We start from the raw sequence: 14,172 nt of genomic DNA on the forward strand, positions 1-14,172 counted from the left end.
TATGTCTGACTGTGCAAAAATCTGTGTTCTGATATCCGGTAATGGTTCAAACCTGCAGGCCATGATAGACGCCATCGGCGCGGGCAAGTTAAATGCCCGCATTGTTGGTGTCATATCAAACAGGCCGGATGCCTATGGCCTTGAGCGTGCACGGCAAGCCAGTATAGACGCCTACTGCATCGACCATACAACGTTCGCTGACCGTGAATCTTTTGACCATGCATTGCAGGCACAAATCGACGCACTCGCCCCTGATGTCGTCGCCCTGGCAGGCTACATGCGCATCCTTACCCCCGCATTTGTTGATCACTTTTCCGGTAAGCTATTGAACATTCACCCATCTTTGTTGCCCAAGTACAAAGGTTTACATACCCACCAGCGTGCCATCGACAATGGCGATACCGAGCATGGGGTGAGCGTGCATTTTGTTACCCCGGAACTTGATGGTGGACCGGTTATCATTCAAAGCCGGGTCCCGGTTTTTGAAGACGATACCGCAGAAGAACTGGCGCAGCGTGTTCAGGAGCAGGAGCGCCGGATTTACCCCTTGGTATTGCACTGGTACTGTAGTGGCCGACTGACAATGAACGACAATAAGGCGGTGCTCGACAATGAAATTCTTCCGTTATCCGGCTATGCAAGCGACTAAATTGCACTTTTTTCCGAAGTTCATCGTCACGGTAATGCTGATGATCTTCGGCTTCACCGCCCATGCCGATGACGTACCGGAATCCCTCGTTCAGTTTCATGCCAAATACACCGCCTACAAATGGGGGGATGACGTTGGTACTGCAGAGATAAAATTACAGGAACTTGCTCCCCAGCAGTATGCTCTTACCTACTCTTCAGAAGTAAGTAAGTTTTTCCTTTCTGACGAACGTTTTGAATACTCGGTTTTTCATCTTCGTGGCGGCAAACTTGTTCCCGCTGAATACCGGTACAAACGCAAAGGGACAGGCCGGGACAGCAGTTTAACAGTACAATTTTCCCAGCAGCCCGAGCCGACAATCACCATCAGCGACCAAGCTTCCCTGCCATGGAACAACGAAACGGACAATCAGTTATACCGTATTGATGTTCCGCTCCAACTGGCGGCTGGCAAGCGCTCAATGGCCTATCACTTCATCAACTACCGGGGCGAACCAAAAACCTATCAGATAGACGTTGTGGGTGAGGAAAATATAGAGGTTCCATTTGGTCGGCTGGACACCATCAAGGTGAAAATCGTACGCCAGGCCAGCAGCCGTGAAACCTTTGCGTGGTTTGCCCCTACCCTTGACTACAATCTGGTGCGCTTACAGCAATTCAAAGACGGCCAGGAACAGGGCGATTTGAAGCTGAGCAGCTATATTCCTGTTAACTAGGGCCTGTACCCGGTTCTCCGCGTACATATTCATGTACTTCTGTGTCACGATTAGCGCCTCTTTGGCGCCTCATTTCTTGATCTTTGCCCACTGAAACTATAGCTTTAAGGCTATGCTGGTCTGACCTCGAATAGAACAGTTTAGTCACTATTAGCTTGATAGCATTGTTGATTTCATACACTACAAGCCAAAAACTAACCTGCTCAGCTAAACGGTCAGGCCTGATGATTCTAAGTCAGGAGAGACGTATGGCAGATTTAATCTGGTTTGTAGTGTTCGTAATTGCACTTGCAATTGCCTGTTACCATCGCATGAGTCTGTTCAATACCGTTGCCGTCACTGCAGGCATCATGGTACTGGGCTCAATCTTCGGGGATATTGGCGTATTTGGCTGGCTCGTATATCTGGTTATCACTGTCCCCCTGGCGGTTGCGGATATTCGCCGCCCCCACATAAGCGCAAAGCTACTGGGTTTTTACCGCAAGGTGATGCCGGAAATGTCTTCCACAGAACAGGAAGCCATTGACGCAGGCACGGTCTGGTGGGACGGTGACATTTTCAGTGGTGCGCCAGACTGGGATAAACTGCACGCTATCCCCAAAGGGCGTCTCACCCAGGAAGAACAGGCATTTCTGGATGGCCCGGTTGACCGTGTGTGCAGCATGGTTGATGAATGGCAAATCAACCACAAGGATGCCGACCTCTCGCCTGAAATCTGGCAATACCTCAAAGATAATAAATTTTTTGCCATGATCATCAAAAAGCAATACGGCGGCCTGGAGTATTCTGCGTTTGCACAGTCCCGGGTTCTGCAGAAACTGGCAGGCTGCAGCGCCGTGCTCTCCAGCACGGTAGGGGTCCCAAACTCACTGGGGCCAGGAGAATTACTTCAGCATTATGGCACCCCGGAACAACAGGACCATTATCTCCCCCGGCTGGCCAGCGGTGAAGAAATCCCCTGCTTCGCCTTAACCGGGCCGGAGGCCGGTTCCGATGCTGGGGCCATTCCTGATGTCGGCATTGTCTGCAAAGGCGAATGGCAGGGTGAAGAAATTCTGGGTATGCGATTGACCTTCGACAAACGCTACATCACCCTGGCGCCAGTAGCCACCGTAATCGGCCTTGCATTTAAACTGCAGGATCCCGACGGTTTGCTGGGCAAAACCAAAGAACTGGGCATTACCTGTGCGTTGATTCCACGGGACACCGAAGGGCTGGAAATCGGCCGCCGGCACCTGCCTCTCAATACACCGTTCCAGAACGGTCCGGTGCGCGGCAAGGACATTTTTGTACCACTGGATTTCATAATCGGTGGCCCCAGAATGGCGGGCAAGGGATGGCGCATGCTGATGGAGTGCCTGTCGGTTGGCCGCTGTATTACCCTGCCCTCTACCGCTGCCGGTGGTGCCAAAACCTGCGCGCTTGCGACTGGTGCCTATGCCCGTATCCGTCGTCAGTTTCGCATTCCGGTCGGCCATATGGAAGGGGTTGAAGAAATGCTGGCTCAGATTGGCGGCAATGCCTACCTGATGGACGCCGTAACCCGGTTCTCCACAGTTGGTGTTGATCTGGGAGAAAAGCCTTCGGTGATTTCCGCTATCAGCAAATATCACCTTACCGAAAAAATGCGCGTAGTGATCAATGCCGCAATGGATGTTCATGGCGGCAAAGGCATCATGCTTGGGCCGAACAATTACCTCGGCCGCAGCTACCAGGGGGCCCCCATATCCATTACCGTGGAAGGGGCAAACATTCTGACCCGAAATATGATGATATACGGTCAGGGCGCCATGCGTTGCCACCCTTACGTGCTGGATGAGATTCGGGCAGCCAGCCTGTTAGATCGCCAGGAACGTTTGGAAGCATTCGACAAAGCGGTATTTGGGCACATTGGCTTTGCCCTGGCAAACAAGATTCGCAGTGTGTGGTTTTCACTGACCGGCGGACGATTCTCCCAGGCTCCGTTTGCTGACGACACCGCCCGGTACTACCAGTTGCTACAGGGATACAGCGCCAATCTGGCCTTTTTATCTGACGTTTGCATGGCAGTGCTGGGTGGCGAGCTCAAACGCCGTGAACGCCTTTCTGCGCGCCTGGGAGACATACTCAGCGGGTTGTATCTGGCCAGCGCCACGCTGAAACGTTACGACGAGGATGGTCGCCTGCAGGAAGACGCGCCTTTGATGCACTGGGCGCTGCAGAATACCCTGTATGACATGGAAACGGCCATCATTGAATTGCTTGAAAACTTCCCTTCAAAATGGCTGGCGACAGGTTTAAAAGTGCTGATTCTTCCGTTTGGACGCCGGGTAAAAAAACCTTCTGACCAGTTGGAACATTCCATCGCACAAATGCTGCAGAAGCCGTGTCTCGCACGAAGCCGGTTGGGGGATGGCCAATACCTGACACGTGAGGAAGGAAATCCGTTTGGCGAACTCGAACAGACGCTGGATGACGTGCTGGCCAGTGAGCCTGTTTTTGAACGCATCTGTAAAGAGCGAGGGTTAAAACTCCCCTTCACGCGGCTGGATGAACTGGCCCGTGAAGCCCTCAAAGACGGTATTATATCAGAGCAGGAAGCCGAGCTGCTCACCCGCACGGAAAAAGCCCGCGTGAAAATCATAAGTGTAGATGATTTCGAGCACAAGGAGCTGACAGCAAACCTGGGGGCCAAAACCCGCCGCAAGTCCAAAGCTGCCTGAATCAAGAGTCTGGGGCCCGTGAGCGGGCCCCGTCATTTATCCCCTGTCACCGGACGCTCTCTGTAAAGCGCCATTAAACAAACTCTGCTTTTCCGCCTCGCTAATAAATGCCTGGTGAACACCATTACGCTGGATTTGTGTAAGCTGTTCAGCACTTAACCCGATAACGTCATAGGCAAGCTGGTATTCATGGGCTAGATCGATGGCGGAAACTCCGGGATCATCCGTATTTAGCGTGACAGCAACACCGGCTTGCAAAAAGTCTTTCATTGGATGGTGACGGGTGTCTGCCACAGTGGCAGTCTGATAGTTGGAGGTTGGGCAACTTTCAATGCCGATGTCATTGGCGACCAGATATTCTATCAGTTCAGGATCATTTTTAGCCGCAACACCATGGCCAATGCGGGTAGCGCCCAGTTCGCGAATAGCCTTCCATATGCTGGCAGGCCCGTCCGCTTCCCCCGCATGCACAGTGATTTGCCAACCGGCGTCACGGGCAAGTTTGAAGTGCGGCTCAAACAAGTGTGCCGGAAATCCCAATTCGTCACCTGCCAGATCAAGCGCGACAATACTGCCTTTGTGTGCAAGCAGTCCCTGCAGCTCCTGCCAGCAGGCCTGTGCACCAAACGTGCGGCTCAGAATGCCGATAAGACTGGCTTTGACACCGAACGCTTTTTCACCGTCTCTTACACCTGCAATAACGGCTTCAACCACCTCTGCTACCGGCACATCAAACTTTCGGCCCATGTAATAGGGGGAAAAGCGCAACTCTACGTAATCCAGACCTTCTTTACTTGCATCCTGCATATTTTCATAAGCAACCCGATAACACGCCTGGGCGTCAGCCAGTACAGAAACTCCATAATCGAGCTTTTCAAGAAACGCCAGCAAATCGGAGGTCCTGCCCTGTATCTGGGTAAGCGGAGCCAGTTCTGACTCACTTGCTACCGGCAACGCGATACCATGCAATTGTGCCAGTGACCAGATAGTTGAAGGCCGAATGTTACCATCCAAATGGCGATGCAAATCCACCAGTGGCAGCGATTTATCAATCATGCAGACTTTCCGCTACGGGGTTCAAAATCGATATTGTGTTTGTTCATCAGCAACACGGCCTGGGTACGGGATCGAATGTCGAGTTTACGCAAAACCGCACTGATATGAGCCTTAATGGTTGCTTCCGTCACATTCATTTCGTGGGCAATCTGCTTGTTCATCAGGCCCCGCCGAACGTAGCCCAGCACACGCATCTGCTTTGGCGTCAGTTGTCGAAACCGCTGCACTGTGTCACACAATTCATGTTCAATCTCCCTGAGCCGCTCCCTGAACCCTTGCGGAAGCCACTGCTCTTTTCGGCTGATCAGGCTAATCGCCTCTGCAATCTCTGCCGTAGGCGTCGATTTTGGAATGAAACCCTGTGCGCCGAGGTTCATCACCTGAGCCGCTGTTTCGATAGCTTCATTGGCTGAAATAACTGCCACCGGAAGGTTCGGGTAGGCCTGTCTGACACTGCTTAAGCCTACAAAGCCCTCTGCCCCCGGCATCGACAAATCAAGCAGCAGCAGGTCAATACCGGGGTTGGAGGAAAGCTCAGCCATCATCGAAGTAAGGCTGTCAGCCTGTAAAAAGCGTGTGCCTTTGAAATGCGGTGACAACGCACCGGTCAATGCTTCTCGGAATAAGGGATGATCATCTGCGACCAAAATGACTGCCATCGTTACTACTCGCCCCTGTGTTTTCTGGCACTTTAACAGGTAAATACTCTAGACTAAAAGCATTCATCAACACAATGCGCAACCTCAGGGCCAATGCTGTTTTATGCCGAATGGATTGGCAAATGTTCAGATCCAGGTAAAATTGCGCCAGTTTTTTGAGGACCACAGGGTAATAAGGTGCATAAGGAAGACAAGATTTTCGCCGCGCCGATGAATTCGGTAGAAGATTTTAAATTCGACGAAGCGGTAGCGGATGTCTTTCCGGACATGATCCAACGATCGGTACCGGGCTATCACACCATCATCAATACCATCGGCGAACTGGCCCAGAGGTACGTTACTCCCGGCTCTAACGTTTACGATTTGGGCTGCTCACTGGGCGCTGCCAGTCTGTCTGTGTCCAGGGCGACCAGCAAAACCCCCTGCCAGATTTTTGCCGTAGACAATTCTCCTGCCATGACAAAACGCTGTGAACGAATTGTCCAGAGTTTTACCCTGCCCAATGCCATTGACGTGCAGTGCCAGAGTGCACAGCAGACAGAAATAAAAAATGCGTCCATGGTGATCATGAATTTCACCCTGCAGTTCATTGCTCCCGCTGACCGGCCGGCACTGCTCAGGAAAATTGCTGACGGCCTCACTCCTGGCGGGATCCTGGTTTTGTCCGAAAAGATTCGTCACCCTTCGGCCGCAGGCAACGAGTTACTGGTAGATTTGCACCACCAGTTCAAACGCAATAACGGCTACAGTGAACTGGAAGTAAGCCAGAAACGCGCTGCGCTGGAGAATGTCATGCTGACAGACACATTTTCCGTTCACGAAAATCGGCTCAAAGATGCGGGTTTTCAGGATGTCGTCATGTGGTTCAAATGTTTTAATTTTACGTCTTTGATTGCAATTAAAGGCCCAAAGGAGACTGGTGTTGAATAAGTTGCTCTCCTCCTGGCTGGAACAAAGTTACGCTGCGCTTCTTGGCACCCCACTTTCCCACTGGCTGGAAACCTTGCCCGCACAGATGAAGCACTGGGCAAGCCAGGAGCTTCACGGTGAATTTAACAAGTGGTGCCGGTTACTGGACAAACTTCCCGTAACGGAACCCTCCCGCGTCGATTTGCTGCAATCGGTTACCTTCGGCACACAACAGGACGTTAATGACTATACACGCAAACAGATTGAGGGGCTGCTGCGACAATTTATGCCGTGGCGCAAAGGGCCGTTTTTTATTCATGGCCTGCATGTTGATACAGAATGGCGCTCCGACTGGAAATGGGAACGGGTTCTCCCACACATCAGTGAATTAAGCGGTCGCACCGTTCTGGATGTGGGGTGTGGCAGCGGCTATCACATGTGGCGCATGCTCGGCCACAATCCGAGTCGGGTATTTGGCATCGACCCAACGCAACTGTTCTTTATCCAGTTTCAGGCCATACGGCACTTTCATCAGGATGACAGGATCCACTTTTTACCGCTCGGTATTGAGCAAATGCAGCCGCTCAACGCTTTCGATACGGTTTTTTCAATGGGAGTGCTTTATCACCGCAAAGATCCCATTCAGTTCCTGACGCAACTCAAGCACCAACTGCGTAAAGGCGGTGAACTGGTGCTGGAAACCCTGGTTGTTGAAGGTGATGAACAAACCGTCCTGATGGCTGGTGAACGTTATGCACAAATGCGTAATGTCTGGTTCCTGCCCAGTGTTGCTGCACTCAAAGTGTGGCTCGAGCGAGTTGGATTTATCAACGTAAAACTGGCCGATATCAACCACACTACGGTTGAAGAACAGCGGGCCACAAACTGGATGGAATCCCAGTCTCTGGCAGATTTTCTTGACCCTCAAGACCCCAGTCTGACCATCGAGGGCTATCCGGCTCCTCAGCGGGCTGTGCTCATCGCTACCCGTGCCTGAGCCGAGACCTTAACCACCCTCGGCCTGCCCAACGGACAACCCGGGTTAAACCGGGTTAATACTGATGACAAACTACTGCGCTCGAAATTGCGGCGTCAAAAGTCTTCTCAAAATCCTCATTTACCATTTGTAAACTGCGGTTTTTTGGCGACTTTTTCCTTGCACTTTCTTCGCTCGCTACGTTTGTCTCCAGTCTGCAGAGTGTTTAATGTGAATAACCAGACTTTATCAACACTCTGAACCCGGATTAAACCGGGTTCGCCCTTTCTCTGTGCGTTGGGCTTTGCCTGTCCGGATACCCACAGACATTAAGCCAAGCTTGTGAGTTGGCACAATTGTTGTAACCTTATCTTTAGAAAAACCGTGTGAAAACGGCACAGATAAGGTAGCGCGATGGACATAGCCAGCTTTTTATCAGAGCACCAATTACCCGAAACTTATCGACAGACTGCACAAAACTGGTTCATACCGCTGGCGGATGAAATTAAGTCGCACTGCAGTGGTGCAAGGCGACCCTTTTTCGTCGGTGTTAACGGCTGTCAGGGTTCTGGAAAGTCGACTTTGTGTGATTTTCTGGTGTTCTATCTTGGCCAGGCCCATGGCCTGAACGTGGTCACGGTTTCTCTCGACGATTTCTATTTACCCAAATCAGACCGTAACGCACTGGCCATTAAAGTGCACCCTCTGCTCGCCACACGAGGGGTACCCGGCACCCACAACACGCCACTGGCTCTGGCCACGCTGGCGAGGCTGCGGGAATACGGTACCGTTTCTTTACCAAGATTTAATAAAGCAACTGATGATCCCCGCCCGGTAACCGAATGGCCTGTGATCAATAGCCCGCCCGACATCGTGCTTATTGAAGGCTGGTGCTGGGGAGTGCCTCCGCAACTGGAACAGGAACTTGACACCCCGGTCAATGAACTGGAAGCCAACGAAGATCCACTGGGTACCTGGCGCAGGTTTGTTAACAGCCAGCTTGCCGGTGATTACCAGACTCTTTTCAGCCAGATGCAGTACTGGGTGATGCTAAAAGGCCCTTCCTTTGATCATGTGTATCGGTGGCGCTGCGAACAGGAGCACAAGCTTCTGGCTAAACAGGGGCCCGCGGGATCCGGAATTATGACAGATGAACAAATCGCACGTTTTATTCAGCATTATCAGCGTCTGACGGAACACGGATTCACGACTTTGCCTGGTCGGTGTAATCATGTCTTCGAGTTGGATGAAAACCGTCACATAGCAAAGGTAGTTAAACAACCATTATGACAGGACACAAAACGGTTATCTTCACGGATATGGATGGCACCCTGCTGGACCATCATACGTATAGTTTCGAAGCCGCAATCCCTACACTGGAGATGTTGAAAACGCGCAACATTCCGGTGATCCCGACCACCAGCAAAACCTTCGCGGAGTTGCTTGAACTGCGCAAGCAGATTGGGCTGGACGGGCCCTTCATCGTCGAAAATGGCGCCGCCATTTACATTCCACACGGCTTTTTCAAACAGAAGCCTGCCGGAACAACCTGGCAGGACGGTTTCTGGTGTAAGGCTTTTATTTCCAACAAAGGGTATTGGCTCAAGCTGCTGGAAGTCATCAAACCGGAATTCTCCGGCAAGCTTACACACTTCAGTAGCATGACCATTGAGGACATACAGGAAGCAACCGGTCTCGATGAAGCCGCGGCCAGCCGCGCTGCGCAGCGGCAATTTGGCGAACCAATTCTGTGGACTGGTTCAGACAGTGAAAAGGAACAATTTATACAGGTCATTCGCAGTCGCGGAGGCTACCCTCTGGAAGGCGGGCGTTTCATTCATCTTTCCGGTGATTGCAACAAAGGGGCAGCACTGAGCTGGTTTATGGAAGAATATCAGCGCCAACATCATGCTGATTCCACATCCATTGCCCTGGGAGATGGCAAAAATGACGTTGCCATGCTCGAAGTTGCTGACATTGCAGTCCGCATCGCCTCCCCCAGTCATCCCCCCCCACAACTTGAAAAACAACAACAGGTGTACACCAGTACCCGACTCGGCCCTGAAGGCTGGACTGAAACCCTCACTCAATTGCTTGATTTAGACCATTAGGAGGACACATGGCCGATTTTTACCAGAATGGTGTGGTTACCACATTGCACAATCTTTCACGAAGACCCACCGAAGAACTGGAAGCGGAACTGCTGCGCTTTTCGCAAAAGCGCCCGATGGCACTCATTCTACCCTCGCTGTTTTCAGAACTCGAAGGTGACGCGCTACCGATGATAGTAGATGAACTGACCAACGTGCCCTACTTATCCGAAATCGTCATTGGCCTGGACCGGGCCGATAAAGCGCAGTATAAGCATGCACTGAAGTTTTTCAGCAAACTGCCCCAGCATCACCGGGTGTTATGGAATGACGGTCCCCGTCTTAAAGCCATTGACGAGGAACTGGCCAAACTCGGCCTGGCACCAAAGGAATTGGGTAAAGGCCGCAATGTCTGGTACTGCATGGGCTATGTACTGGCTTCCAACCGGGCAGAATCGGTGGCCCTGCACGATTGCGATATAGTGACCTACCACCGTGATTTGCTGGCGCGTCTGATTTATCCGGTTGCCAACCCCATGTTCAATTATGAATTCTGTAAGGGATATTATGCCCGTATCGCCAATGGCAAAATCAACGGGCGGGTATCCCGCCTACTGGTAACACCGCTGCTTCGCGCACTGAAACGTACGCTGGGTGACCACGAATACCTTGAGTTTATGGACAGCTTCCGCTACCCGCTGGCGGGCGAATTCTCTTTCCGCCGCGATGTGCTCAACGACATTCGCATCCCCAGTGACTGGGGCCTGGAAATTGGGGTGCTGTCTGAAATGCACCGCAACTATTCCCACAACCGCCTTTGTCAGGCAGACATTGCCGATGTGTATGACCACAAGCACCAAGATCTCTCGTTCAATAATGACGAGGGTGGTCTGTCAAAAATGTCCATCGACATCACCAAAGCGGTTTTTCGCAAGCTCGCTACCCAGGGTTTCACGTTCTCCAGCGAAATGTTCCGCTCCATAAAGGCAACATACTACCGCATCGCACTGGACTTCATTGAAACGTACCACAACGATGCCGCGATGAATGGCTTGTCACTGGATATTCACAGTGAAGAGAAAGCCGTAGAGTTGTTCGCCAGCAACATTATGAAAGCCGGCCAGAGCTTTCTTGAAAACCCGATGGAAACCCCATTTATCCCAAGCTGGAACCGGGTAACCAGTGCGGTACCGGATATTCTCGACCGGATACTGGAAGCGGTAGAAGCCGATACGTCTGAATTGTTAGGGTAACCTATGAACACGAACTGGAACCAATTACACGAAAAGGTCAGTCACCATTTGCAGGCCATTTACGCGGATGTCGTCACCGACATTGCGGTCGGGGATTTGGCTACCCGCCTAATGGAAATCATGCGTCTCAACAGTGACGATGACATCGCCACACCGCTACCCCACTGTAATCACTGGGATGAAGAAGACATCATCATGATCACCTACGGTGACAGCGTGATCCAGGAACAGGAGCGCCCGTTGTTTACGCTGTCCCGGTTCCTGCACACCTACTGCAAAAATACCATCAACAATGTGCACATACTGCCGTTTTTTCCCTACAGTTCTGACGATGGCTTTTCGGTTATCGATTATTCGAGCGTCAATGAATCACTCGGCGGCTGGGAAGATGTTGAACGGATTGCCGCCGACTATGGCCTGATGGTCGATTTGGTAATCAACCATTGTTCAGCCCGCAGTGTGTGGTTTGACAATTTTATTAAAGGTGACGGCCCAGGCAGCGATTTTTTCTTCACCGCAGACCCTTCCGCCGATTTAACAGGTGTGACCCGACCAAGAACCTCACCGTTACTGCGCGAAACCGAAACGGCCAACGGAACGCAGCATGTGTGGTGTACCTTCAGCCATGACCAGGTGGATTTTGACTTTCGCAACCCCAAAGTACTGATGACGTTTATGGAGATTATCCGCCAGTACATTGATGAGGGAGCGAAAATTTTCCGCCTCGACGCTGTGGCATTTTTATGGAAAATCATCGGCACCAGCTGCATCAATCTGCCTCAGACCCATGAAGTGATCCGCCTTATCCGCACACTGGTTGAACACGTGAACCCGGGGATTATGCTGATCACCGAAACCAATATTCCCAACCGGGAAAACCTCACTTACTTTGGTAACGCCAACGAAGCCCACGCCATCTATAACTTTTCGTTACCACCACTGTTGGTCAATACCATGGTTACCGGCAACTGTCTGTATCTGAAAAACTGGATGATGAGCATGCCGCCGGCACAAAACGGCACCACCTATTTCAACTTCATTGCCTCTCACGACGGCATTGGCCTGCGGCCAGCGGAAGGGCTGCTGAGTGACGAAGAATTGGGCACGCTGGTCAACACCATGCAACACTTTGGTGGCAAGATTTCCTGGCGAGCCTCTGAAAATGGTCAGCAAAAACCGTACGAAATCAACATTACCCTGTTCGATGCCCTGCAGGGAACCACCAAGGGGCCGGATAAGTACCAGGTTGACCGTTTTATTTGCGCCCACGCCATAATGCTCGGCCTGGAAGGGATCCCCGGCATTTACATCCACAGCCTGCTGGGCACTTCCAACGACTATGAAAAAGTCGCCAACACCGGGCAGAACCGTTCGATAAACCGCAAACGCTGGGACTATCGTGAACTGGAGGCCTTGCTTGATTCTCCCTATTCGCAACACCACAAAGTACTCACCCGGATCTCACAGCTTATCCGCATTCGCAAAGCGCAGTCGGCCTTTCACCCTAACGCCACCCAATTTACCCTGCAATTGGGCAATCACCTCTTCGGCTACTGGCGCCAGAGCCTGGACCGGAAACAGAGTATTTTCTGCATCAGCAACATAACCGATGAAGAGCAATCCATACTGCTGTCCGACATCAACCTCATCGGCACTGACAACTGGCTTGATCTGATATCCCGCGATCAAATCAACAGTTCCGCCGGTTTTATCCAGCTTAAACCCTACCAAACCGTCTGGATCAGTAACCAGGACATGGAGTAATCGAAAGTGCCTCTGTTGCAGCAGAGGCACTTTCTTTTCATTTCGTCAGCCTTTTTCAATTCACTCGTCACAGATGAATCACGGCCGTTGGCTTATTTACGGCATTGGTCCATAATCGCTGTTTTTAAATTCAAGGAGTGACAATGACGGACCCTGTATCTTCCGGCTGGCATTCATTGGACAGCGCACTCAGCCAGGCCCTGTCTCAGCTGAACGCCGTAACCGAAAGCGAATCTGTGCCATTGTCCTCGGCTTTGGGAAGAGTACTTGCCAGCCCCATTGTGGCAAAACACAATGTTCCGCCATGGGACAATTCCGCAATGGACGGTTACGCCGTAATCGCCAGCAATGCCGTTGCAGGGAAAACACTGAAAGTCACCGATACGCTTCTTGCGGGAATGAACGGAGAAACATTTGAGGTTACCCCGGATACAGCGATACGAATAATGACCGGAGCCCCGGTACCCCGTGGAGCCACCGCCGTGATCATGCAGGAAAATACCTGCAGGCTCGATAACGCGATTGAAGTTCTGCAAACTGCCCGGGCAGGCGAAAATATCCGCCCCATGGGCTGTGACATCGCCCAGGGTGATACCGTAATTGTTGCGGGAACCCGGCTTTCTGCCGCGCACCTTATGCTGATAGCGTCACTGGGTGCAGATTCTGTATCGGTTTTCCGTAAATTGCGGGTAGGCCTGATGGCGACCGGTGATGAACTTGTAAGCGCAGGAGAAGAGTGCCGCCCGGGGCAGATTTACGAATCCAACCGTGCCGGAATTGCTGGGTTGCTTGCGCCTTTTGAGGTGGAAATTCTCGACCTGGGTATTGTTCCCGATGAGCCACAAAGGTTAAAAAACACCTTTAAACAGGCTGCCAGCGAAGTCGACCTGCTTATCAGTAGTGGCGGTGTATCGGTAGGCGATGCCGATTTTGTCAAAGCCATTGTAGCTGAACTGGGCCGCATTGATTTTTGGAAGGTAGCCATTAAACCCGGTAAGCCCTTTGCATTTGGTCAGCTTGGCAAAGCCATTTTCTGCGGTGTACCGGGCAACCCTGTATCCAGTTATGTCACCACTCAAAAACTGGTTCTCCCCATTGTTCGTCACTTGCAGGGGGAATCCGCTATTGCAGAGTCCCGCACTCTGCCCCTCAAAGCACGGCTAAAGGGGAGCATAAATCGCAAACCCGGCAGGCTGGATTTTCAGCGTGCTCACGTCACCTTTGATGATCAGAACCAGGCCTGGGTTTCCCCTCTGCCCAAACAAAGTTCTGCAATCATGACGACAGTGACATCCGCCAACTGTTTTATGCTGATAGAGCAGAATGTTGCTGAGCTGAATGACGGTGACTGGGTGTGTATTCAACCTTTTGATTTGTACGGATTGTGGAAGTAAACGAA

The 14,172-nt window shown here is 51.7% G+C and carries 12 protein-coding genes; 10 read left to right on the forward strand and 2 right to left on the reverse strand.

The window, feature by feature from the left end:
• Position 1 precedes the first annotated feature (1 nt).
• From purN to fadE, 3 genes are all read left to right on the forward strand, one after another.
• Positions 2–649, forward strand: coding sequence for a phosphoribosylglycinamide formyltransferase (gene purN / locus DXV75_RS04625; RefSeq protein ID WP_115592232.1), 648 nt, complete (start codon positions 2–4; stop codon positions 647–649).
• Complete coding sequence (locus DXV75_RS04630) at positions 612–1,364, forward strand: DUF3108 domain-containing protein (protein ID WP_245953120.1); 753 nt, start codon at positions 612–614, stop codon at positions 1,362–1,364. The genes purN and DXV75_RS04630 overlap by 38 nt, the downstream gene beginning before the upstream one ends.
• A gap of 248 nt (positions 1,365–1,612) precedes the next feature.
• A complete protein-coding gene (fadE, locus tag DXV75_RS04635) occupies positions 1,613–4,066 on the forward strand; it encodes an acyl-CoA dehydrogenase FadE (protein WP_115592234.1) in 2,454 nt (817 codons plus the stop codon).
• 36 nt (positions 4,067–4,102) lie between these two features.
• Here fadE and add read toward each other — a convergent pair whose 3' ends face one another.
• Positions 4,103–5,122: an adenosine deaminase gene (gene add / locus DXV75_RS04640; protein WP_115592235.1), complete on the reverse strand. Its 1,020-nt coding sequence runs from the start codon at positions 5,120–5,122 to the stop codon at positions 4,103–4,105.
• Positions 5,119–5,781, reverse strand: a complete 663-nt coding sequence (locus DXV75_RS04645) for a response regulator (RefSeq protein ID WP_115592236.1) — start codon at positions 5,779–5,781, stop codon at positions 5,119–5,121. Before DXV75_RS04645 ends, add begins: the two co-directional genes overlap by 4 nt.
• A gap of 177 nt (positions 5,782–5,958) precedes the next feature.
• Between DXV75_RS04645 and cmoA the strand changes: the two genes are divergently transcribed.
• The 7 genes from cmoA to moeA all read left to right on the forward strand — a co-directional run bounded on the left by cmoA (position 5,959) and on the right by moeA (position 14,167).
• Positions 5,959–6,711, forward strand: coding sequence for a carboxy-S-adenosyl-L-methionine synthase CmoA (gene cmoA, locus DXV75_RS04650; RefSeq protein WP_115592237.1), 753 nt, complete (start codon positions 5,959–5,961; stop codon positions 6,709–6,711).
• A gap of 1 nt (position 6,712) precedes the next feature.
• Entirely contained in the window at positions 6,713–7,687 is a 975-nt protein-coding gene (cmoB, locus tag DXV75_RS04655) for a tRNA 5-methoxyuridine(34)/uridine 5-oxyacetic acid(34) synthase CmoB (protein ID WP_425451682.1), read from the forward strand.
• A 393-nt stretch (positions 7,688–8,080) separates the two neighbouring features.
• A complete protein-coding gene (locus tag DXV75_RS04660; protein ID WP_115592238.1) occupies positions 8,081–8,956 on the forward strand; it encodes a kinase in 876 nt (291 codons plus the stop codon).
• A complete protein-coding gene (locus tag DXV75_RS04665) occupies positions 8,953–9,777 on the forward strand; it encodes an HAD-IIB family hydrolase (protein ID WP_115592239.1) in 825 nt (274 codons plus the stop codon). The genes DXV75_RS04660 and DXV75_RS04665 overlap by 4 nt, the downstream gene beginning before the upstream one ends.
• An 8-nt stretch (positions 9,778–9,785) precedes the next feature.
• Positions 9,786–11,009 carry a glycosyltransferase family protein gene (locus DXV75_RS04670; RefSeq protein ID WP_115592240.1) on the forward strand — a complete coding sequence of 408 codons (1,224 nt, stop codon included), beginning with the start codon at positions 9,786–9,788 and terminating at the stop codon, positions 11,007–11,009.
• A gap of 3 nt (positions 11,010–11,012) precedes the next feature.
• Positions 11,013–12,773, forward strand: a complete 1,761-nt coding sequence (locus DXV75_RS04675; RefSeq protein ID WP_115592241.1) for a sugar phosphorylase — start codon at positions 11,013–11,015, stop codon at positions 12,771–12,773.
• A gap of 143 nt (positions 12,774–12,916) precedes the next feature.
• Complete coding sequence (gene moeA / locus DXV75_RS04680; RefSeq protein ID WP_115592242.1) at positions 12,917–14,167, forward strand: molybdopterin molybdotransferase MoeA; 1,251 nt, start codon at positions 12,917–12,919, stop codon at positions 14,165–14,167.
• Positions 14,168–14,172: the final 5 nt, after the last annotated feature.

The organism is Alteromonas aestuariivivens, from assembly GCF_003367475.1.
Taxonomy (GTDB): Bacteria; Pseudomonadota; Gammaproteobacteria; order Enterobacterales; family Alteromonadaceae; genus Alteromonas; species Alteromonas aestuariivivens.

Bases quoted from the DNA above. Each gene is read 5' to 3' on its own strand.
- purN (WP_115592232.1), top strand. From the start codon at position 2: ATGTCTGACTGTGCAAAAATCTGTGTTCTGATATCCGGTAATGGTTCA.
- DXV75_RS04630 (WP_245953120.1), top strand. From the start codon at position 612: ATGAAATTCTTCCGTTATCCGGCTATGCAAGCGACTAAATTGCACTTT.
- fadE (WP_115592234.1), top strand. From the start codon at position 1,613: ATGGCAGATTTAATCTGGTTTGTAGTGTTCGTAATTGCACTTGCAATT.
- add (WP_115592235.1), bottom strand. From the start codon at position 5,122: ATGATTGATAAATCGCTGCCACTGGTGGATTTGCATCGCCATTTGGAT.
- DXV75_RS04645 (WP_115592236.1), bottom strand. From the start codon at position 5,781: ATGGCAGTCATTTTGGTCGCAGATGATCATCCCTTATTCCGAGAAGCA.
- DXV75_RS04660 (WP_115592238.1), top strand. From the start codon at position 8,081: ATGGACATAGCCAGCTTTTTATCAGAGCACCAATTACCCGAAACTTAT.
- DXV75_RS04665 (WP_115592239.1), top strand. From the start codon at position 8,953: ATGACAGGACACAAAACGGTTATCTTCACGGATATGGATGGCACCCTG.
- DXV75_RS04670 (WP_115592240.1), top strand. From the start codon at position 9,786: ATGGCCGATTTTTACCAGAATGGTGTGGTTACCACATTGCACAATCTT.
- DXV75_RS04675 (WP_115592241.1), top strand. From the start codon at position 11,013: ATGAACACGAACTGGAACCAATTACACGAAAAGGTCAGTCACCATTTG.
- moeA (WP_115592242.1), top strand. From the start codon at position 12,917: ATGACGGACCCTGTATCTTCCGGCTGGCATTCATTGGACAGCGCACTC.